The 20094-nt window shown below is 61.9% G+C and carries 19 protein-coding genes; 11 read left to right on the top strand and 8 right to left on the bottom strand.

The annotated features are described in order from the left end of the window. Positions 1 to 242 precede the first annotated feature (242 nt). The 6 genes from purL to AB4O05_RS27205 all read left to right on the top strand — a co-directional run bounded on the left by purL (position 243) and on the right by AB4O05_RS27205 (position 6649). Entirely contained in the window at positions 243 to 4139 is a 3897-nt protein-coding gene (gene purL, locus AB4O05_RS27230; RefSeq protein WP_460134215.1) for a phosphoribosylformylglycinamidine synthase, read from the top strand. 3 nt (positions 4140 to 4142) lie between these two features. Then, complete coding sequence (locus AB4O05_RS27225) at positions 4143 to 4454, top strand: NGG1p interacting factor NIF3 (RefSeq protein ID WP_460134217.1); 312 nt, start codon at positions 4143 to 4145, stop codon at positions 4452 to 4454. 331 nt (positions 4455 to 4785) lie between these two features. Then, positions 4786 to 5064 (top strand): type II toxin-antitoxin system RelE/ParE family toxin, encoded by a 279-nt coding sequence (locus AB4O05_RS27220; RefSeq protein WP_460134218.1) that lies wholly within the window; start codon positions 4786 to 4788, stop codon positions 5062 to 5064. Positions 5065 to 5078: 14 nt separating this feature from the next. Beyond that, positions 5079 to 5366: a HigA family addiction module antitoxin gene (locus tag AB4O05_RS27215; protein WP_447806213.1), complete on the top strand. Its 288-nt coding sequence runs from the start codon at positions 5079 to 5081 to the stop codon at positions 5364 to 5366. 368 nt (positions 5367 to 5734) lie between these two features. Further along, complete coding sequence (locus AB4O05_RS27210; RefSeq protein ID WP_460134220.1) at positions 5735 to 6022, top strand: hypothetical protein; 288 nt, start codon at positions 5735 to 5737, stop codon at positions 6020 to 6022. Between the two features lie 333 nt (positions 6023 to 6355). Continuing rightward, positions 6356 to 6649: a hypothetical protein gene (locus tag AB4O05_RS27205; protein ID WP_460134222.1), complete on the top strand. Its 294-nt coding sequence runs from the start codon at positions 6356 to 6358 to the stop codon at positions 6647 to 6649. Between the two features lie 66 nt (positions 6650 to 6715). Here AB4O05_RS27205 and nagE read toward each other — a convergent pair whose 3' ends face one another. From nagE to AB4O05_RS27170, 7 genes are all read right to left on the bottom strand, one after another. Then, positions 6716 to 8413, bottom strand: a complete 1698-nt coding sequence (gene nagE / locus AB4O05_RS27200; protein ID WP_460134223.1) for an N-acetylglucosamine-specific PTS transporter subunit IIBC — start codon at positions 8411 to 8413, stop codon at positions 6716 to 6718. Positions 8414 to 8440: 27 nt separating this feature from the next. Further along, entirely contained in the window at positions 8441 to 10951 is a 2511-nt protein-coding gene (ptsP, locus tag AB4O05_RS27195; protein WP_460134224.1) for a phosphoenolpyruvate--protein phosphotransferase, read from the bottom strand. Positions 10952 to 10987: 36 nt separating this feature from the next. Continuing rightward, entirely contained in the window at positions 10988 to 11998 is a 1011-nt protein-coding gene (locus AB4O05_RS27190) for an SIS domain-containing protein (RefSeq protein WP_460137730.1), read from the bottom strand. Then, positions 11991 to 13097 (bottom strand): N-acetylglucosamine-6-phosphate deacetylase, encoded by a 1107-nt coding sequence (nagA, locus tag AB4O05_RS27185; RefSeq protein ID WP_460134225.1) that lies wholly within the window; start codon positions 13095 to 13097, stop codon positions 11991 to 11993. Before nagA ends, AB4O05_RS27190 begins: the two co-directional genes overlap by 8 nt. A 37-nt stretch (positions 13098 to 13134) precedes the next feature. Next, entirely contained in the window at positions 13135 to 13866 is a 732-nt protein-coding gene (locus tag AB4O05_RS27180) for a GntR family transcriptional regulator (protein ID WP_460134227.1), read from the bottom strand. 261 nt (positions 13867 to 14127) lie between these two features. Next, on the bottom strand, positions 14128 to 14631 hold the full coding sequence (locus AB4O05_RS27175) for a L,D-transpeptidase family protein (protein ID WP_460134228.1): 504 nt from the start codon (positions 14629 to 14631) through the stop codon (positions 14128 to 14130). Positions 14632 to 14668: 37 nt separating this feature from the next. Next, entirely contained in the window at positions 14669 to 15217 is a 549-nt protein-coding gene (locus AB4O05_RS27170) for an NUDIX hydrolase (RefSeq protein ID WP_460134230.1), read from the bottom strand. Between the two features lie 145 nt (positions 15218 to 15362). On the opposite strand from AB4O05_RS27170, the gene AB4O05_RS27165 reads away from it, so the two are divergent. From AB4O05_RS27165 to purT, 5 genes are all read left to right on the top strand, one after another. Then, positions 15363 to 15965, top strand: a complete 603-nt coding sequence (locus tag AB4O05_RS27165; protein WP_460134232.1) for a CoA pyrophosphatase — start codon at positions 15363 to 15365, stop codon at positions 15963 to 15965. A 34-nt stretch (positions 15966 to 15999) separates the two neighbouring features. Then, on the top strand, positions 16000 to 16524 hold the full coding sequence (locus AB4O05_RS27160; RefSeq protein ID WP_460134234.1) for a gamma carbonic anhydrase family protein: 525 nt from the start codon (positions 16000 to 16002) through the stop codon (positions 16522 to 16524). Next, positions 16521 to 16736, top strand: coding sequence for a DUF1289 domain-containing protein (locus tag AB4O05_RS27155; RefSeq protein ID WP_460134236.1), 216 nt, complete (start codon positions 16521 to 16523; stop codon positions 16734 to 16736). The genes AB4O05_RS27160 and AB4O05_RS27155 overlap by 4 nt, the downstream gene beginning before the upstream one ends. A gap of 162 nt (positions 16737 to 16898) precedes the next feature. Next, positions 16899 to 17366, top strand: a complete 468-nt coding sequence (locus AB4O05_RS27150; RefSeq protein WP_460134237.1) for a preQ0 transporter — start codon at positions 16899 to 16901, stop codon at positions 17364 to 17366. A 69-nt stretch (positions 17367 to 17435) separates the two neighbouring features. Continuing rightward, positions 17436 to 18617, top strand: a complete 1182-nt coding sequence (gene purT / locus AB4O05_RS27145; RefSeq protein ID WP_460134239.1) for a formate-dependent phosphoribosylglycinamide formyltransferase — start codon at positions 17436 to 17438, stop codon at positions 18615 to 18617. 121 nt (positions 18618 to 18738) lie between these two features. Here purT and AB4O05_RS27140 read toward each other — a convergent pair whose 3' ends face one another. Then, on the bottom strand, positions 18739 to 20049 hold the full coding sequence (locus AB4O05_RS27140) for an MFS transporter (RefSeq protein WP_460134241.1): 1311 nt from the start codon (positions 20047 to 20049) through the stop codon (positions 18739 to 18741). Positions 20050 to 20094: the final 45 nt, after the last annotated feature.

Below are 20094 nucleotides of genomic sequence, written 5' to 3'. Positions count from 1 at the left end.
CGGCGCACTTGTCTGCTAGCGCCGGCCAAACTGTGCTGCAGCCCGCAGAAACGTGGCTTGGCGCATGAATGTGACGGTTAAAATAACTGCGCGCAATGCCTTGGATAACGCCGCGATGGCGTGCAATCGGGGTCAACTGACGTTCGGCAGCGGCCAGCGGTGCCGTTTCGGGTGCCGTTGGCGATGGTTTACGCTAGAATGCACGGCCTCAAAGCACACCCCTTCCCGAGGCTGTCCCGAAGATGTTGATCCTGCGCGGCGCTCCTGCCCTTTCTGCCTTTCGCCACAGCAAACTCCTTGAACAACTGAGCCAGAAGGTTCCAGCGGTTACAGGCCTGTATGCTGAATTTGCTCACTTCGCCGACGTGAGCGGCGTCTTGACCGCCGACGAACAGCAAGTGCTGGCGCGCCTTCTGAAGTACGGCCCAAGCGTTCCCGTTCAAGAGCCGACCGGCCGCTTGTTCCTGGTTCTGCCTCGGTTCGGCACCATCTCGCCCTGGTCGAGCAAGGCCAGCGATATCGCCCGCAACTGTGGCCTTTCGAGCATCCAGCGCCTGGAGCGCGGCATTGCCTTCTACGTCGCCGGCCAGTTCAGCGATGCCGAGGCCGAGCTGATCGCCAGCAGCCTGCACGACCGCATGACCCAGATCATCGTCAGCCAGCTGGAGCAGGCCGCCGGCCTGTTCAGCCATGCCGAGCCCCGGCCGCTGACCGCGGTCGACGTGCTCGGCGGTGGCCGCGCCGCCCTCGAGAAGGCCAACACCGAACTGGGCCTGGCCCTGGCCGAAGACGAGATCGACTACCTGGTCAACGCCTTCAACGGCTTGAAGCGCAACCCCCACGACATCGAACTGATGATGTTCGCCCAGGCCAACTCCGAGCATTGCCGTCACAAGATCTTCAACGCCAGTTGGGACATCGACGGCGAAAACCAGGAAAAAAGCCTGTTCGGCATGATCAAGAACACCTACGTGATGCACAGCGAAGGCGTTCTGTCGGCTTATAAGGACAACGCCTCGGTCATCGTCGGCTCTGTTGCCGGCCGTTTCTTCCCGGACCCTGAAACCCGCCAGTACGGCGCGGTGCAGGAGCCGGTGCATATCCTGATGAAAGTCGAGACCCACAACCACCCGACCGCGATTGCCCCGTTCCCGGGCGCCGCCACCGGTTCCGGCGGCGAGATCCGCGACGAAGGGGCTACCGGCCGTGGCGCCAAGCCCAAGGCGGGCCTCACTGGCTTTACCGTGTCCAACCTGCAGATTCCGGGCTTCGAGCAGCCCTGGGAAGTGCCGTACGGCAAGCCTGAGCGCATCGTCACCGCACTCGACATCATGATCGAAGGCCCGCTGGGCGGCGCCGCGTTCAACAACGAATTCGGGCGTCCGGCCCTGACCGGCTACTTCCGCACCTTCGAACAATCCATCACCACCCCCCACGGTGATGAAGTGCGCGGTTACCACAAGCCGATCATGTTGGCCGGCGGCATGGGCAACATCCGTGAAGAACACGTCAAGAAGGGCGAGATCCTGGTCGGCTCCAAGCTGATCGTACTCGGCGGCCCGGCGATGTTGATCGGCCTGGGCGGCGGCGCGGCTTCCTCCATGGCTACCGGTACCAGCTCGGCCGACCTGGACTTCGCTTCGGTACAGCGCGAAAACCCGGAGATGGAACGCCGCTGCCAGGAAGTCATCGACCGTTGCTGGCAGTTGGGTGACAAGAACCCGATCAGCTTCATCCACGACGTCGGCGCCGGTGGTTTGTCCAACGCCTTCCCGGAACTGGTCAACGATGGCGACCGTGGTGGCCGTTTCGAACTGCGCAATATTCCAAACGACGAGCCGGGCATGGCCCCGCACGAAATCTGGAGCAACGAATCCCAGGAACGTTACGTATTGGCCGTCGGCCCTGAAGACTTCGCGCGCTTCCAGGCCATCTGCGAACGCGAGCGTTGCCCGTTTGCCGTCGTCGGTGAAGCCACCGCCGAGCCGCAACTGACCGTGACCGACAGCCACTTCGGCAACAACCCGGTCGACATGCCACTGGAAGTGCTGCTGGGCAAGGCCCCGCGCATGCACCGTTCGGCCGTGCGTGAAACCGAGTTGGGTGATGATTTCGACCCAAGCACCCTGGATCTGGCTGACAGCATCGAGCGCGTTCTGCATCACCCGGCCGTGGCGAGCAAAAGTTTCCTGATCACCATCGGCGACCGCACCATCACCGGCCTGGTGGCCCGTGACCAAATGGTCGGCCCGTGGCAGGTGCCGGTGGCCGACGTTGCCGTCACCGCCACCAGTTTCGACGTGTACACCGGTGAAGCCATGGCCATGGGCGAACGCACCCCGCTGGCCCTGCTGGACGCCCCGGCATCGGGGCGCATGGCCATCGGTGAAACCCTCACCAACATCGCCGCGTCGCGCATTGGCAAGCTGTCCGACATCAAATTGTCGGCCAACTGGATGTCCGCTGCCGGTCACCCGGGTGAAGACGCGCGTCTGTACGACACCGTCAAGGCGGTCGGCATGGAGCTGTGCCCGGAACTGGGCATTACCATTCCGGTGGGCAAGGACTCCATGTCCATGGCCACCCGCTGGAACGATGAGGGCGTGGACAAAAGCGTCACTTCGCCGCTGTCGCTGATTGTCACCGGCTTCGCGCCGGTCACCGACATCCGCCAGACCCTCACCCCGCAACTGCGCATGGACAAGGGCACCACCGACCTGATCCTGATCGACCTGGGCCGTGGCCAGAACCGCATGGGCGCCTCGATCCTGGCGCAGACCCATGGCAAGCTCGGCAAGCAGGCACCGGATGTCGACGACGCCGAAGACCTCAAGGCCTTCTTCGCCGTGATCCAGGGCCTCAACGCCGATGGTCACCTGCTGGCCTACCACGACCGTTCCGACGGTGGTTTGCTGACCAGCGTTGTCGAGATGGCATTTGCCGGTCACTGCGGCCTGAACATCGTGCTCGACAGCGTTGCCGAGGACGCCGGCGAGATCAACGGCATCCTGTTCAACGAAGAGTTGGGTGCGGTGATCCAGGTGCGCCAGGACGCTACCCCGGACGTCCTCGCACAGTTCAGCGCCGCCGGCCTGGACGACTGCGTGGCCGTGATCGGCCAACCGATCAACAACGGTGAAATCAATATCTCGTTCAATGGCGACACCGTGTTTGCCGGCCAGCGCCGTCTGTTGCAACGCCAGTGGGCCGAGACCAGCTACCAGATCCAACGCCTGCGTGACAACGCCGACTGCGCCGAGCAGGAATTCGACGCGATCCTGGAAGAAGATAATCCGGGCCTGAGCACCACGCTCAGCTTCGACGTCAACCAGGATATCGCCGCGCCGTACATCAAGAAGGGCATCCGGCCACAGGTTGCCGTGCTGCGTGAGCAGGGCGTCAACGGCCAGGTGGAAATGGCGGCGGCGTTCGACCGTGCCGGCTTCAATGCGATCGACGTGCACATGAGCGATATCCTCGCTGGTCGTGTTGACCTTAATGAGTTCAAAGGCCTCGTAGCCTGCGGTGGTTTCTCCTACGGCGACGTGCTGGGTGCCGGTGAAGGCTGGGCCAAGTCGGCGCTGTTCAACAGCCGTGCCCGCGACGCGTTCCAGGGCTTCTTCGAACGCAGCGACAGCTTCACCCTGGGTGTGTGCAACGGTTGTCAGATGATGTCCAACCTCCACGAGTTGATCCCGGGCAGCGAGTTCTGGCCGCATTTTGTGCGTAACCGTTCCGAGCAGTTCGAAGCCCGCGTGGCCATGGTGCAGGTGCAGGAGTCCAACTCGATCTTCCTGCAAGGCATGGCCGGTTCGCGCATGCCGATCGCCATCGCCCACGGTGAAGGCCATGCCGAATTCAGCAGCGAAGAAGCCTTGCTTGAAGCCGACCTGTCCGGCACCGTGGCCCTGCGCTTCGTCGACAACCACGGCAAGGTCACCGAGGCTTACCCGGCCAACCCGAACGGCTCGCCGCGCGGTATCACTGGCCTTACCAGCCGCGACGGTCGCGTCACCATCATGATGCCGCACCCGGAGCGGGTATTCCGCGCCGTGCAGAACTCGTGGCGCCCGGAAGAGTGGAACGAGGACGGCGCGTGGATGCGCATGTTCCGTAACGCTCGGGTGTGGGTGAACTAAGCCATGTACAAGCTCGCCTTCTTTGTGCCCGACAGCCATGTGGAGACGGTGAAAACCGCCGTCCTCGCAGCCGGCGGCGGGCGCATCGGCAACTACGACAGCTGCGTCTGGCAAGTGCTGGGGCAGGGCCAATTCCGCGCGTTGGACGGCAGTACGCCGTTTATCGGGCAGGTGGGCCAGGTTGAAGTGGTTGAAGAATGGAAGGTTGAGCTGGTGGTGGCGGATGAGTTGATCGTGGCTGTTGTGGCTGCGTTGAAGCTGAGCCATCCGTATGAAACACCGGCATATGAGGTGTGGCAGTTGGCGGATTTTTGATTCGTTGATTGCGTAAACAAGAAACCCGCTGGTCCAGTTTGGTCAGCGGGTTTTTTGTTGTTTGCAAGGGCCTATTCGCGAGCAAGCCCGCTCCCACATTTGACCGAGTTCCACTTTTGGAATGCAGTCAAATGTGGGAGCGGGCTTGCTCGCGAAGGCGCCGGGACAGGCGCCTCAGATCTTTCCCACAGGCCTTTCAGGTTGTCCCTCGGAACCCGTCCTCCTAGCCTTCCTGCTTTGAATCTTCTCTGCGGTGGAAAGTTATGAGTCTGACGATCAAAACTGATAGGCGGCTATTGCTGGCTGTGATGTATCGCATCACAATCACCCCGTGATTGTTAGCTGGAAACATAAAGGCATTCGTGTTTTTTATGAGACTGGCTCTACGAAAGGGATCAATGCGAACCATGCAAACCGCCTGCGCCGTGTCTTGCTGATTTTAAACAGCGCGAGTCACTGGAGTGATCTGGAACTGCCAGGTTGGCGCTTCCATCGCTTGAAGGGGGACCTTGTCGACTATTGGTCGGTGAGCATCAGTGGTAACTGGCGCATCATTTTTCGCATGTTTGACGATCAAGTCGAGCTGGTCGACTATCTCGATTACCACTGAGAAGGGCTCTGTTTATGGGTATGCACAATCCTCCTCACCCTGGGGAAATACTGCTTGAGGATGTCATTCCCAGCCTGGGAATGACGATCACTGAAGTTGCTCGACGCCTGGGTTTCGCGAGGGAAACCTTTTCGAGAATTCTTCATGGACATGCCCCCGTCAGTCCTGATCTGGCGGTACGGCTTGAGCGTGCAGGCATCAGCAAAGCACAGATGTGGCTCTCCATGCAGAGCAGCTATGACCTGTGGCAGGCAGAGCATCGAGAGCAGCCTGTGATTGAACGATTTGCTCGGGTTGAGTGAGTCTTTGCCGAGGGACGATAGAGGTACAGGGCGATCAACGAGCCCGGCTTAGGCCGCAATGCCGTTCAGTTAAGGCTTTTTGTAGGAGCGAGGGGGGACGCCTAGTTCTTGCTCGCGAAGAACTCAGGGCCACCGCGCTTATCGAGAATGAACGCGTTGCCTGGGCGTTTTTCGCGAGCAAGAACTAGGCGTCCGCCCGCTCCCACAGTTGACCGCATTACCAAGTCGGACACCGATCAAAATGCGGGATCGGGCAAGCTCGCGGAGCCCTTTCGTCTGTTTTCGGCACGCCCCTGTGAACTCTGACAGTTACGACCATTTATTGACGCTGGTTTACTGGGGACACATTGAATACGAGGAAAGACATCATGGCGACTTCGATTGAGAAGGTTCTAAATTCTGCCGGTGGAGAAATCCCCGACAACGGCAGCACGCAGCGCAAAGAACTGACGTTTATCGGTACGGCAGGTTCTGCCGGTATTCTTCAAATCAAGGACGGCCAGCAGGGCCTGGTACTTGGGAGTAGCGAAGTTCAAGCTGACGCCAGCTATGAAGTCACCGTGACGGGGTTGGCGGCAAAGACATACGCGTTCGTAGCCGAGGTTCGAGGCAGTAATGCTCCTTCGAATATATGGACGGTTACGATCACTCAATGAGCGCTGAATGGTTATGGTCCGTCAGACGTTGATCGGGAGAGCGTCAGTTTAATGAGATGGTCCCCCCCAACACCCTGTGAGGGCTACGCTTTCACGGGGTGTTTTGTTTTGGCAGGCCATCATCATCAGCGAGTCAGCACTGATCGGTATCGATCTCGGCAAACTCGTATGGCAGAAATGGGGTGACTGGGATGACCATGGATTTTTGTGGGTGCGATCAAGTTGCACCGTTTATCGGAGGTCCCGCGAAACCTGTCAGGTTTGACAGTAGACGTAACACCGGCAGGCAGTTGGAATGAGCGTTCACTCGGTGCTCAAGAAGGAGCAGAAATCATGGATGGTGAATTAACGATAGATGTCGCTGTAACGACAAGCGGCGTCGAAATTCCAGATGGCGGCAGTACTTCTGAATCCGCCCTGACTTTTAAAGGGCGTTCGTCGGCTGCGATCAACACCCGATTGTTCTTGGACGATGAGCTTCAATCCCCAGACTTTTTCCCCGCGAATGGTGTTTGGGAATTCCTGGTTACAGGAATAGCAAAAGGCGAACACGAAGTTATTCTTCGCCAGGTAAAAAATCCCCCTCCTGATCTCATCTCCAATACATTCAAATTCACAGTGATTTGAGGCAGCTGATGATTTAGACCACCGCTCCCACGCTCCCACGCTCGTGCGTGAGAGCGGCCGGTCCGATCAGGTGTTGATCGGGCGCGTCAACCACGGCTCCAGTGCTTTACCTAATGGCGAAGCCTTCTCACCAATGAGCAAGTGCCAGACACCGCTTTCGAGTCGGGTTACACCCTGGCAACCAAGCGCCGTGAGCTGAGCCTCGGACACCACCGAATCATCCCCCAACTTCACCCGCAAGCGGGTCATCGCCACCGCTTCCAGCTGGCGCACATTCGCCCGGCCACCCAAGGCCTTCAGCCATTGCTCGGCTTCCTGCAGATTCACCGCCACCGGCTTATCCACAGGCGCAACTGCCACAGGCGCAGCAGCAACAAACCCTGGCATCGCCAACCGAATTTCGTCAGCAATGCTGTCCGCCATCGGCCCGACCACCACCTGCAAACTCCCGCCATTACCCGGCCGCACGACCGCCATGGCGCCCAGCGCTTTGAGCTCGGCATCCACGGCCTTGTTACGATCCACCATGTCCAAGCGCAGGCGCGTGGTGCAGGCACCGACGCTGAGCAAATTGTCCGCACCGCCCAAGGCCCGGATATATGCCGTGGCGCGCACGTTATCGCTCATCACTTCGGCCGGCACCACCTGGATGTCTTCGCGGCCTGGCGTCTTCAGGTTGAAGCGGCGAATGCAGTAGCTGAACACCGTGTAGTAGATCACCGCGTAGGCCAGGCCCACCGGCACCACCAGCCAGCCGTTGGTGGATTTGCCCCAGCCCAGCACCATGTCGATAAAGCCACCGGAGAAGGTAAAACCCAGGTGGATATTCAGCATATTGGTCACCGCCATCGACAGGCCGGTGAGCAGTGCATGCAGCAAGTAGAGGAACGGCGCGAGGAACATGAAGGCGAATTCAATCGGCTCGGTCACGCCAGTGAGGAACGAGGTCAGCGCCATCGACAGGAAAATCCCGCCCATCACCTTGCGCCGCTCTGGCAGCGCATTGCGATACATCGCCAGACAGGCGGCAGGCAAGCCGAACAGCATCACCGGGAACATGCCGGTCATGAACTGGCCGCCCTTCGGATCGCCGGCGAAGTAACGGGTCAGGTCGCCCGTCACGACGGCACCGGTCACCGGATCGGTAAACGTGCCGAACACAAACCACGCCATGTTGTTGAGGATATGGTGCAGGCCGGTGACGATCAGCAGGCGGTTGAACACACCGAACACGAACGCGCCCAAGCTGCCGCTTTCCATCAGCAGCACACCGAAACTGTTGATGCCGTGCTGGATCGGCGGCCAGATCAGGCCAAAGATCACGCCCAGGCCCACCGCGCTGAACCCGGTGACAATCGGCACAAACCGTCGCCCACCAAAGAACGCCAGGTACTCCGGCAGCTTGATGTCCTTGAAGCGGTTGTACAGCGCGCCCGCCATCAGCCCGCTGGCGATACCGGCGAGCATGCCCATGTTGATGGTGGTATCCATCACCTTGAGCGTGGAGATCATCACCAGGTAACCAATGGCGCCGGCCAACCCCGCCGTGCCGTTATTGTCGCGGGCAAAACCCACGGCAATACCGATGGCGAAGATCAGCGCCAGGTTGGCGAAGATCGCTTGCCCGGCATCGTGCATCACCGCGATGTTGAGCAGGTCGGTGTCGCCCAGGCGCAGCAACAGGCCGGCGATCGGCAGGATCGCAATCGGCAGCATCAGCGCGCGGCCCAGGCGTTGCAGGCCCTCGATAAAGTGTTGGTACATGGCGTGTCTCCTTTTTTCTTGTTGTTGTCAGCTCAGCGGCCAGTGGTGTTGACAGGCTTGGCGAACCGCCTTGGCGCTGCTCAGGTCGAGCAGGCTTTGGCTCAGTTGCCGGCATTGCGCCGCGTCCAGATGGCGGACGCGGTCCTTGATTTCGCCGATCTGCGGTGGGCTCACCGACAGCTCGCGTACCCCCAGGCCAAGCAGCACCGGGGTTGCCAGTGGGTCGGAGGCGAGGGCGCCGCACACACCGACCCAACGTCCGTGCTTGGCAGCCCCCGCGCAGGTCTGGGCGATCAGCCGCAGCAAGGCCGGGTGCAGGGCATCCACCCGCGCGGCGAGGCCGGCGTGGTCGCGGTCCATGGCCAGGGTGTACTGGGACAGGTCATTGGTGCCGATGGACAGGAAATCCGCATGCTCGGCCAGTTGCTCGGCCATCAGCGCGGCGGCGGGCACTTCGATCATCACGCCCAGTTCGGGGCGCTGGGTCAGCTTCAGTTCGGCGCACAATTCATCCAGGCGCTGGCGAATCTGCAGCAGTTCATCCACCTCGCTGACCATAGGTAACAGAATGCGGCAGCGTGCCAAGGGGCTGACGTGCAGCAGGGCGCGCAGTTGCTGATCGAGCAGTTCCGGGCGTACCTGGGCCATGCGAATGCCACGCAGGCCCAGCACCGGGTTGGCCTCGACGGGCAGCGGCAGGTAATCGAGCTGCTTGTCGCCGCCCACGTCGATGGTGCGGATGATCACCGACTTGTCGCCCATGGCATCCAGCACGGCTTGGTAGGCCTGGCGCTGTTCCTGTTCATCCGGCGCGGTACGGCGGTCGACGAAGAGGAATTCGGTGCGCAGCAGGCCGACGCCATCGGCGCCGTTTTCAAACGCCACGTGGGCCTCGGCGCTGGAGGCGACATTCGCAGCGACTTCGACACAGACACCATCGCTGGTGTGCGCGGGTTGTTGGGCGTAGGCCTGCTGCTGCTGGCGGCGCAATTTCTGGGCGTCACGTATCTGGTGCACTTCGGCGTGGCGCGCCTCGCTGGGCGCCAGCTCCAGGCGACCGTTGGCGGCGTCCAATACCACCCGTTGACCTTGCGGCACCTCGAGTACTTCTGCACCGAGGGCGACCACGCATGGCAAGCCCTTGCCTCGGGCCAGAATGGCCACATGGGAGGTGGCGCCGCCTTCGGCCATGCAGAGGCCGACGGCCTGTTGCGCGCTCAATTGCAGCAAATCCGACGGGGTCAATTCGTGCGCACTCACAATCGAACCCGCCGGCAATTCGACGTGCCAGGCCTCGCCCAACAAGGCACGCAACACGCGTTGTTGCAGGTCGCGCAGGTCGTTGGCGCGTTCGGCGAACAGCGGTTTGCCCAGGGCCAGCAGCACCGCGCACTGGGCCTCGATTGCATCGCGCCAGGCATGGGTGGCGGCGCTGCCGTGTTCGATGGCGCCTGTGGCGGCATCGAGCAGGGCAGGGTCTTCCAGCAGCGCCAGGTGGGCGGCGAAGATTTCTTCTTCTTCGAGGTTGTGGCGCTGGCGAGCGTGCTCCAGGGTGCTGCGGATTTCGTCGCGCACCTGCTCCAGGGCGGTGTCCAGACGTCGCAGTTGCTCGTCGCTGTCGTGGTTGCCGGTGTCTGTCGGCAGCTCGATGCCGGCCAGGCGGAACAACGGCCCGCATACCAGGCCGGGGGCTGCGCACACGCCTTGCAATACACCGACTTCAGTATTCGCCAGGCGTGGCATCACCACGGCTGGCGCGTGATGCTCTTCGCTTATCGCCACCGACAACGCGGCAATCAACGCCTGCAACGCCGCCTCGCAATCTTTGCCACGGCAACTGACGCGCACCTCGTCGCCTTCGCCAATTCCCAGCCCCATCAAGCCAATCAGGCTGTCGCAGGGCGCCGATTTATTCGCGTAATGCAAGCGTGCCTGGCTGCTGAAACCCAGCGCCGTCTTGCGGATCAGCGCCGCAGGACGAGCATGCAGACCACCCCGATGGGTAATGCGCACACTGGCGCTGGCTTCAGCGGTCGAGTTATCCACAGCGGGTTCAGCGACGGTTGTTGCGCGAGCGAGTACGCGCATCAGCGGCTCGCCAACCTTGACCGTCTTCAGCGCCAGAGGCTCAAGGTCGAAGCGTTCGCCATTGGTGAGGATGATCGGGCTGACCAGGCTCTTGCACTGCCGCGCAATGCGATCCAGGTCAAAGCGTACCAGCGCCTGGCCTTGAGTCACCCGCGCGCCGTGCTTGACCAGCAGCGTAAAACCTTCGCCGTTCAGCTCCACCGTGTCGATGCCCACATGCATCAGTAATTCGGCGCCGTTGTCGGCGCGGATCGTCAGCGCATGCGCGGTGCGGGCGACATGGATGATCATCCCGTCACAGGGGGCGTGCAGGCAGTCATTCAGCGGGTCAATGGCGATGCCGTCGCCCATGGCGTGGCTGGCGAACACGTCGTCGGGGACGTTGCCCAGGGCCAGCACGGGACCGCTGAGGGGCGCGCTGAGAATCAGTTCTTTATTGTTGTTGGACATGGGCACGGTACTCATCAGGAAAACGCGGCACGCCACTCAGTGGGTGCGGGTCACTTTGCTCAGGTGGCGCGGCTGGTCCGGGTTCATGCCCCGGGCTTCGGCTAAGCCGGCGGCCATCACGTAGAAACTCTGGATTGCCAGGATCGGGTCCAGGCTCGGGTGTTCGGCGCGGCTCAGGGTAAGGTCGCGTTCGGCGATATCGTCCGGCGCGGCCAGCAACACGCGAGCGCCGCGTTGGCGCATATCGGCGGCCAGGCTCAACAGGCCGGCTTGCTCGGCCCCGCGTGGGGCGAACACCAGCAGCGGATAGTGCTCATCGATCAAGGCCATCGGCCCGTGGCGCACCTCGGCGCTGCTGAAGGCTTCGGCCTGGATCGCCGAGGTTTCCTTGAGCTTGAGCGCGGCTTCCTGGGCGATGGCAAAACCGGCGCCACGGCCGATCACCATCAAGCGCTGGCTGTCGCGCAGGGCGTCGATGGCCTGGCGCCAATCCTGCTTGGCGGCGCCGCGCAGGCCCTCGGGCAGCGCCTGGCAGGCTTGCAGCAAGTCGGCTTCCTGGTTCCAGTGGCCGACCAACAGGGCGCTGGCGCTGAGGGTGGCGATAAAACTTTTGGTGGCGGCCACGCTGAGCTCCGGCCCGGCGCTCAGCGGCACGTGGCATTCACACGCGGCTTCCAGGGGGGAGTCTTCGGCATTGACCAGCGAGATGCTCAAGGCACCTCGTTTGCGCAGCAGGCGCAGGCTGTCGACCAGGTCCGGGCTTTGGCCTGACTGGGAGAAACCCAAGGCTACCTGGCCGCTGACTTTCAACGGTGCTTGCAGCAAGGTCACCACCGACATCGGCAACGACGCGACTGGAATCCCCACGTGCTGCATGGCCAGGTAGGCGAAGTAGCTGGCGGCGTGATCCGAACTGCCACGGGCAATGGTCATCGCCACTTGCGGCGGCTGGCGGCGCAGACGGTCGGCGATTTCTTCCAGTATCGGGTTCAGGCGCTGCAATTGGGCGGCGACGGCGTCACCGGAGGCCAGGGCCTCTTCAAGCATTGTTGAAGTCAATGGTGTCTCCTTCGACCATTACGTCGGTCAGGTGCAGGGAGCGGTCCAGGCGCACGCAGTCGGCAAAACTGCCGGGTTGCAGGCGGCCGCGTTCTTCCAGGCCCAGGTAGTCCGCAGGAAATTGCGACAGGCGTTGTGAGGCTTCGCTGATGGGCAGGCCGATCTTCACCAGGTTGCGCAGGGCCTGGTCCATGGTCAGGGTGCTGCCGGCCAGGGTGCCGTCGGCCAGGCGCACGCCGCCCAGGCATTTGGTCACGGTATGGCTGCCCAGCTTGTATTCGCCATCGGGCATGCCGGCGGCGGCGGTGGAATCGGTGACGCAGTACAGGCACGGGATCGCCCGCAGGGCCACGCGCATTGCGCCGGGGTGTACGTGGAGTAAGTCGGGGATCAATTCGGCATATTTCGCATGGGCCAAGGCGGCACCGACGATGCCGGGTTCGCGGTGATGCAGCGGGCTCATGGCGTTGTACAAGTGGGTGAAGCTGGTAGCGCCGGCAGCGAGGGCGGCGACGCCTTCCTCGTAGCTGCCCAGGGTGTGGCCGATCTGCATGCGTACACCGCGTTCGCTGAGGGCGCGGATCAACGCATCATGGCCGGCGATTTCCGGGGCGATGGTAATCACCCGGATCGGCGCCAGGCGCAGGTAGGCTTCGACTTCCGCCATCAGCGCGGTGTGGGCGAAGTTGGGTTGGGCGCCGAGTTTGCCCGGGTTGATGTAGGGGCCTTCCAGGTGTACGCCGAGTACCCGGGCGCTGCCGGCCGGGCGCTGCTCGCAGAAGGTGCCGAGCTGGCCGAGTACGCTGGAGATCTCGTCCACCGGCGCGGTCATGGTGGTGGCGAGCAACGAGGTGGTGCCAAAGCGCACGTGGGTGCGGGTGATGGTCTCGAAGGCACTGGCGCCTTCCATGATGTCCTTGCCGCCACCGCCGTGCACATGCAGGTCGATAAAGCCCGGCAGCAGGTAGGGCAGGTCGTTTTGCGCCGGGTCGCAGGGTGTGCCTTCGACGGCAATCACCTTGCCGTGTTCGTGCACCAGGTGGCCGCGAATCCAGCCGTGGGGCGTGAGGATGTTGTCTTCGGACATGGGCAGTTCTCTAGGGCCGCCATTGAGCGGCAAAGGTTCAGCGGCGCAGCTCGGCGACGAAGTCGTAGTAGTCGTTGCGGCAGTAGGTATCGGTGATTTCAATCGGGGTGTTATCGGCGGTGTAGCCCACGCGGGTCATCAGCAGCATGGCGGTGCCCGGCGCAATGCCCACCAGGGCGGCGAATTCGTCCGAGGCGTTGATCGCCTGGATATGCTGCAGGGCGCGCACGATGGGTTTACCGATGCGGTCGAGGTGCTCGTACAGCGAGTTGCCGATGGTTTGCGGCTGCGGCAGCACGGAGGCTGGCATGGTGGTCATTTCAATCGCCATCACGGTGTCATCGGCTTTGCGCAAACGCTTGAGGCGCGCGACTTTGTCGGTGGGGGACAACGCCAGGCGGATCAGCTCTTCGTGGGTCGGCTGGGTGATATCGCGTTCCAGCCACTGGGAACTGGGCACGAACCCTTTGAGTCGCAGCATCTCGCTGAACCCCGAGAGGCGTGACAGCGGTTGTTCCAGGCGCGGCGTGATAAACGTGCCGGAGCCTTGGCTGCGGCGGATCAGGCCTTGGGCGAACAACACTTCCAGCGCTTTACGGGCCGTGACCCGGGAAATGCTCAGTTGTTCGCTGAGTACGCGCTCCGACGGCAGCGCCTGTTCGGATTTCCACTCGCCGGCATGGATGGCGGCTTCCAGCTTGCGGGCCAATTGCAGGTACAGCGGCGTGGATTGTTTGTCGTCGGGGCGCAGGGCCAGAATGGGGTTCATCTGTCAGGTTTCCGATGCGTTATTAGAGTGTTGTCGCCCGGTAGTGGTCGGAAATTAATACCACTTAAATACCATGTCAATGCGGCAAAAACGGTGCAGATGGCTATTTAAAGGCCCTATAACGGGGCGCGGTATCAAGTGGTATTAGAGAGGTCTTTAGTGCGCGCAGAACGGCGCAGCCCGCGCGCTGAACTGGTATTCACCGGCGGGTGTTGTCGGGGGCAGGGAAAATAGTCGAACTTTTTTACGAACGGTCGCCGCTTACGGCCGAATCTCGATCAGGGTGCCGTCCTTGACCAGGTTCCAGACCTCGCGCATGTCGACATTGCGCATGCCGATGCAGCCGTCGGTCCAGTCCAGGGTGTGGAACCACTGCTCCGGGTACTCTTCGGTGTCGGGCGTGCCGTGGATCATGATCATGCTGCCGGGGTTCACGCCTTGGCGACGGGCGCGGGCGGAATCGCTGATATTGGGGTAGGAAATGTGCATGGACAGGTTGTAGCGGTCGCTGGTTTTGCGCCAGTCGATCCAATACAAGCCTTCCGGTGTGCGGCGGTCGCCTTCGAACAGCTTGGTGCCTTTGGGGTTCTTGCCCAGTGAGATGCGATAGGTCTTCAGAGGCTTGCCGTCGTTGATCAACTGCAGTTGGTGGGCAGACTTGAGCACCAGGACTTTCTCGACAGTTTTGCCGCCCAGGGTTTCCAGGGTAGAGGCTGAGGAAAACGTGGCAAACGACAGGCAGAGCACAGCAAGCAACCAACGCATTAAAACGATTTCCCTTTGGCGACGAATGGCCGGATTGTTATTGGGCGGGCTTGGACAGCGGCGGCACGGCTTCGCTGCGTACCGGGAACGCCTGTTGGCGACGGTCAGCGAAAAAGTATTCTAAGGTACGCCCGACCGTGCGGAAAGCCAGCTCGGACCAAGGGATGTCGGCTTCATCGAACAGCTGTACTTCAAGGCTTTCGGGGCCGGCGGCGAAGTCCAGGTCGATCAGCTCGGCGCGATAGAAAATATGCACCTGGCTGATGTGCGGCACGTCGATCAGGGTATAGATGCTCAGGTTGCGTACGCGCGCGCAGGCTTCTTCCAGGGTTTCGCGCATGGCCGCCTGCTCCACCGTCTCGCCGTTCTCCATGAAGCCCGCCGGCAGCGTCCAGTAACCCAGGCGCGGCTCGATGGCGCGGCGGCACAGCAGCACTTTGTCACCCCACACCGGCACGGTACCAGCGACGATATTGGGGTTCTGATAGTGGATGGTCGAGCAGTGATCACATACAAAACGCTGGCGTGCGTCGCCTTCGGGAATGCGTTGGGTGACCGGTTTACCGCACTGGCTGCAGAAGTTCATGCTGGGGTTCCTGGAAAGTGCTTCTATCTTGGCGTGGCGGGCAGGGCGCTGCAAGTTGTCGTTTAGCGACAGCTCAACGGTTTGGGCTTGGGCGCCCGCACGCTTTGGTGCATGATGCAAGGTAGCCAACAGACCGAGATGACTCATGCTGGACGAGCTACTTCGCCGGGTAAGCAACCATACCCCCAACCTGCTTGAAACCGACGGGCGTTTCCCCGAGGCCGCGGTGCTGTTGCCGATTACCCGCAGCGACGAACCTGAGCTGATCCTGACCCTGCGCGCCAGCGGCCTGTCGACCCACGGTGGCGAAGTGGCATTTCCTGGCGGGCGCCGCGACCCCGAAGACCCGGACCTGGTCTTCACCGCCTTACGTGAAGCCGAAGAGGAAATCGGCCTGCCACCGGGGTTGGTCGAGGTCATCGGCCCGTTGAGTCCGCTGATCTCCCTGCACGGCATTCGCGTTACACCCTATGTGGGGGTCATTCCCGATTACGTCGAGTACCTGGCCAACGATGCCGAAATCGCCGCTGTCTTCAGCGTGCCCCTGGATTTTTTCCGCCAGGACCCGCGCGAACATACCCATCGCATCGATTACCAGGGCCGCAGTTGGTACGTGCCCAGCTATCGCTTTGGTGAATATAAAATCTGGGGGCTGACGGCGATCATGATCGTTGAGCTGATCAACCTGCTGTATGACGACGCCAAGATCAGCCTGCATCAGCCACCCAAGAGCTTCATCAATATCTAGCCATCGTTTGAATGGCCAGCCGTGAGGACACACCATGAAATACCGCCTGGGCGACGCCCGCGTCGAGACGCATCCACACAGCTGGGTGGCGCCCAATGCCACGCTGGTGGGCAAGGTCAAGCTGGAGGAGGGCGCCAACGTCTGGTTCAACGCGGTGTTGCGTGGCGACAACGAACTGATCCTGATCGGCAGGAACAGCAATGTTCAGGACGGCAGCGTGATGCACACCGACATGGGTTACCCGCTGACCCTGGGCACGGGCGTGACCATCGGCCATAACGCCATGCTGCACGGCTGCACCGTGGATGATTACAGCCTGATCGGTATCAACGCGGTGATCCTCAACGGCGCGAAAATCGGCAAGCACTGCATCATCGGCGCCAATTCGCTGATCGGCGAAGGCAAGGAAATTCCCGATGGTTCCCTGGTGATGGGCTCGCCGGGCAAGGTGGTGCGTGAGCTGACCGAAGCACAGAAGAAAATGCTCGAGGCCAGCGCCGCGCACTATGTGCATAACGCCCAGCGGTATGCGCGCGACCTGGCCGAGCAGGAAGAATGAAGCCGATTGAGCGTCCCGTTGCTTCGCCGTGCGTAAGCATTTGTGCGCTGGATGATGACGATATCTGCACCGGCTGCCAGCGCACCGTGGAGGAAATCACCCGTTGGAGCCGCATGGACAACGCCGAGCGCCGGGCGGTGTTGGGGTTGTGCCATGAGCGGGCGGTGGCGAGTGGGTTGGTGTTTATGGCTTCGGGGAAATCCGGCGCCTGAACCACCGCTTTCGCGAGCAAGCCCGCTCCCACATTTGAATGCGTTTATCCTGTAGGAACGCGGTCAAAATGTGGGAGCGAGCTTGCTCGCGAAGGGCCCTCCCAGACGACATATCTCCAAATGTGAAGTACCCTGCGCCCCTTGTTCACAGGTCCATCCCCCATGCTCTTCCTGATCGCCTATATCAGCAGCGTCGTGCTGATCAACTTCGCCTTCTCCACCGCCCCGCACCTGGACGTGATCTGGTCTGCCTGGGGTGGCCTGGTGTTTATCCTGCGCGACATGGTGCAAACCCGCTTCGGCCACGGGGCAATCATCGCCATGCTGGCGGCGCTGGTGCTGTCGTACCTCACCTCCGACCCGTCCATTGCCCTGGCCAGCGCCACCGCGTTCGCGGTGTCCGAATGCATTGACTGGCTGGTGTTCAGCATCACCAGGCGCCCGCTGCATGATCGCCTGTGGATCAGCTCGGCACTGAGCATTCCCCTCGACACCTTCATCTTCTTCGGCCTGATCGGTGCGCTCACACCGGCGGTGGTGGGCACCGCCCTGGCCTCGAAATTTGCCGGGGTTACCGCAGTGTGGCTGATCATGGCCTGGCGCCTGCGCAAACGGGCCGTCGTCAACTGAGGCCAATTTTTACAGTTCATGTAAAATGCCGGGCTTTCTCCCCATGATCCGCTCCCCTGAGGACCTGAGATGACCCGAATCGGAACTCCATTGTCGCCAACCGCGACCCGCGTTTTGCTGTGTGGCTGCGGTGAGCTGGGCAAGGAAGTGGTAATCGAACTGCAGCGCCTGGGCGTTGAAGTGATTGCCGTGGATCGCTACGCCAACGCGCCGGCCATGCAGGTGGCGCATCGCAGCCACGTGATCAACATGCTCGACGGTGCCGCCCTGCGTGCGGTGATCGAAGCCGAGAAGCCGCACTTCATCGTGCCGGAAATCGAAGCCATCGCTACTGCAACGCTGTTGGAGCTGGAGGCCGAAGGCTTCACCGTGATCCCGACCGCGCGTGCCACCTCGCTGACCATGAACCGCGAAGGCATCCGTCGCCTGGCCGCCGAAGAGCTGGACCTGCCGACCTCGCCGTACCACTTCGCTGACACCTTCGAAGACTACAGCAAGGCCGTGCAGGATCTGGGCTTCCCTTGCGTAGTCAAGCCGGTGATGAGCTCCTCGGGCAAGGGCCAGAGCCTGCTGCGCAACGCCGATGACGTGCAGAACGCCTGGGACTACGCCCAGGAAGGCGGGCGTGCCGGCAAAGGCCGGGTGATCATCGAAGGTTTTATCGACTTCGACTACGAAATTACCCTGCTGACCGTGCGCCATATCGGCGGCACCACCTTCTGCGCACCGGTCGGTCATCGTCAGGAGAAGGGTGACTACCAGGAATCCTGGCAGCCACAAGCCATGAGCCCGGTTGCCCTGGCAGAATCCGAGCGTGTGGCCAAAGCCGTCACCGAGGCCTTGGGTGGTCGTGGTCTGTTTGGCGTAGAGTTGTTCATCAAGGGCGACCAGGTCTGGTTCAGCGAAGTGTCGCCGCGCCCGCACGACACCGGTTTGGTCACCCTGATTTCCCAGGACCTGTCGCAGTTCGCCCTGCACGCCCGCGCCATCCTCGGCTTGCCAATCCCGCTGATTCGTCAGTTCGGGCCTTCGGCGTCGGCGGTGATCCTGGTGGAAGGGCAGTCCACCCAAACGGCGTTCGCCAACCTCGGCGCTGCGCTGAGCGAGCCGGACACGGCGTTGCGTCTGTTCGGTAAGCCAGAAGTGAATGGCCAGCGCCGCATGGGTGTGGCGTTGGCGCGGGACGAGTCGATTGAAGCGGCGCGGGCCAAGGCCACCCGTGCTTCCAAGTCGGTCGTCATAGAACTGTAACCCCAACCTGTAGGAGCGAGCTTGCTCGCGAAGATAGTCAACGATAACGCGCGCATTCTGGATGCACGCGTTGTTCTTGAGTTTTTCGCGAGCAAGCTCGCTCCTACAGGGGGTTGGGCTTTCAGGCGACCTTGTTCAGGTCGTTATCCCGCGTCTCTTTCAGGCACAGCACGGCAATCAAGCTGAGCAGCGCTGCCGCCGACACATACCCGCCGACATAACTCAGGCCACCCATCGCCACCAGTTTGGTCGCGAAGAATGGAGCCGCCGAAGCGCCGACGATGCCACCCAGGTTATATGCCGCCGACGCGCCGGTATAACGCACGCGGGTCGGGAACAGTTCCGGCAACAATGCACCCATCGGCGCAAAGGTCACCCCCATCAGGAACAGCTCCAGCGCCAGGAACAATGCCACGGCCCAGGTCGAACCGTGGGTCAGCAGCGGCTCCATGGTGAAACCCGACAGGATGGCGAGCATCGCGCCGACGATCAGCACCGGTTTGCGCCCGTAGCGATCGCTGGCCAAGGCCGCTAACGGTGTGGCCAGCCCCATGAACAGCACCGCAAAGCACAGCAGGGCAAGGAAGGTCTCGCGGCTGTAGCCCAGGGTCGATACGCCGTAACTCAGGGAAAACGCCGTGGTGATGTAGAACAGCGCATAGCACACCACCATCGACGCGGCACCCAGCAGCACGGGCAGCCAATGCTGGCTGAACAACTCCACCAACGGCACTTTCACCGGCGCTTCTTTGGCCACGGCATTGGCGAACACCGGGGTTTCGTGCAATTTCAGCCGCGCATATAGACCGACCATCACCAATGCCGCACTGAGGATGAACGGGATACGCCAGCCCCAGCTGCGGAACTGCTCGTCGTTCAGGCTCATGGCCAGGATCAGGAACAAGCCGTTGGCCGCCAGGAACCCAATCGATGGGCCCAGTTGCGGGAACATGCCGAACCAGGCGCGTTTGCCTTTGGGCGCATTCTCGGTGGCCAGCAACGCCGCGCCACCCCATTCTCCGCCCAGGCCAAGGCCCTGGCCGAAACGCAGCACGCACAACAGGATCGGCGCCCAGGCCCCAATGCTGTCATAACCGGGGAGCAAGCCGATCAAGGTGGTGCACACGCCCATCAGCAGCAGCGAGGCCACCAGCGTCGACTTGCGGCCGATGCGGTCGCCAAAGTGGCCGAACAGCGCCGAGCCCAGCGGCCGGGCGATAAAGGCGATACCGAAGGTCAGGAACGACGCCAGCATCTGTGCAGTACCGGAGGTCTGCGGGAAGAACACCGGGCCGATCACCAGGGCCGCAGCGGTGGCGTAGATATAGAAATCGTAGAACTCGATGGCCGTGCCGACGATGCTCGCGGTGGCTACCCGTGCGGTCGAGTTGGTCGGCGCGGCGCTTGCCGTCTCGTTATAGGTGGTGCTCATTGAGGTATCCCTGACGGTCATTGCGCGTTTGGACGCGGATTATTA

The sequence above is a fragment of the Pseudomonas sp. S1_G07 genome (assembly GCF_054668565.1).
Note: the sequence above shows the minus strand (reverse complement) of the source record. Positions and strands in the feature narration are given on the sequence as shown.

Bases quoted from the DNA above. Each gene is read 5' to 3' on its own strand.
- AB4O05_RS27215 (WP_447806213.1), top strand. From the start codon at position 5,079: ATGGGTATGCACAATCCTCCTCACCCTGGGGAAATACTGCTTGAGGAT.
- AB4O05_RS27160 (WP_460134234.1), top strand. From the start codon at position 16,000: ATGAAATACCGCCTGGGCGACGCCCGCGTCGAGACGCATCCACACAGC.
- ptsP (WP_460134224.1), bottom strand. From the start codon at position 10,951: ATGTCCAACAACAATAAAGAACTGATTCTCAGCGCGCCCCTCAGCGGT.
- AB4O05_RS27210 (WP_460134220.1), top strand. From the start codon at position 5,735: ATGGCGACTTCGATTGAGAAGGTTCTAAATTCTGCCGGTGGAGAAATC.
- AB4O05_RS27205 (WP_460134222.1), top strand. From the start codon at position 6,356: ATGGATGGTGAATTAACGATAGATGTCGCTGTAACGACAAGCGGCGTC.
- nagA (WP_460134225.1), bottom strand. From the start codon at position 13,097: ATGTCCGAAGACAACATCCTCACGCCCCACGGCTGGATTCGCGGCCAC.
- AB4O05_RS27225 (WP_460134217.1), top strand. From the start codon at position 4,143: ATGTACAAGCTCGCCTTCTTTGTGCCCGACAGCCATGTGGAGACGGTG.
- AB4O05_RS27150 (WP_460134237.1), top strand. From the start codon at position 16,899: ATGCTCTTCCTGATCGCCTATATCAGCAGCGTCGTGCTGATCAACTTC.
- purL (WP_460134215.1), top strand. From the start codon at position 243: ATGTTGATCCTGCGCGGCGCTCCTGCCCTTTCTGCCTTTCGCCACAGC.
- AB4O05_RS27155 (WP_460134236.1), top strand. From the start codon at position 16,521: ATGAAGCCGATTGAGCGTCCCGTTGCTTCGCCGTGCGTAAGCATTTGT.
- AB4O05_RS27140 (WP_460134241.1), bottom strand. From the start codon at position 20,049: ATGAGCACCACCTATAACGAGACGGCAAGCGCCGCGCCGACCAACTCG.
- AB4O05_RS27165 (WP_460134232.1), top strand. From the start codon at position 15,363: ATGCTGGACGAGCTACTTCGCCGGGTAAGCAACCATACCCCCAACCTG.
- nagE (WP_460134223.1), bottom strand. From the start codon at position 8,413: ATGTACCAACACTTTATCGAGGGCCTGCAACGCCTGGGCCGCGCGCTG.
- AB4O05_RS27180 (WP_460134227.1), bottom strand. From the start codon at position 13,866: ATGAACCCCATTCTGGCCCTGCGCCCCGACGACAAACAATCCACGCCG.
- AB4O05_RS27170 (WP_460134230.1), bottom strand. From the start codon at position 15,217: ATGAACTTCTGCAGCCAGTGCGGTAAACCGGTCACCCAACGCATTCCC.
- AB4O05_RS27175 (WP_460134228.1), bottom strand. From the start codon at position 14,631: ATGCGTTGGTTGCTTGCTGTGCTCTGCCTGTCGTTTGCCACGTTTTCC.
- AB4O05_RS27190 (WP_460137730.1), bottom strand. From the start codon at position 11,998: ATGCTTGAAGAGGCCCTGGCCTCCGGTGACGCCGTCGCCGCCCAATTG.
- purT (WP_460134239.1), top strand. From the start codon at position 17,436: ATGACCCGAATCGGAACTCCATTGTCGCCAACCGCGACCCGCGTTTTG.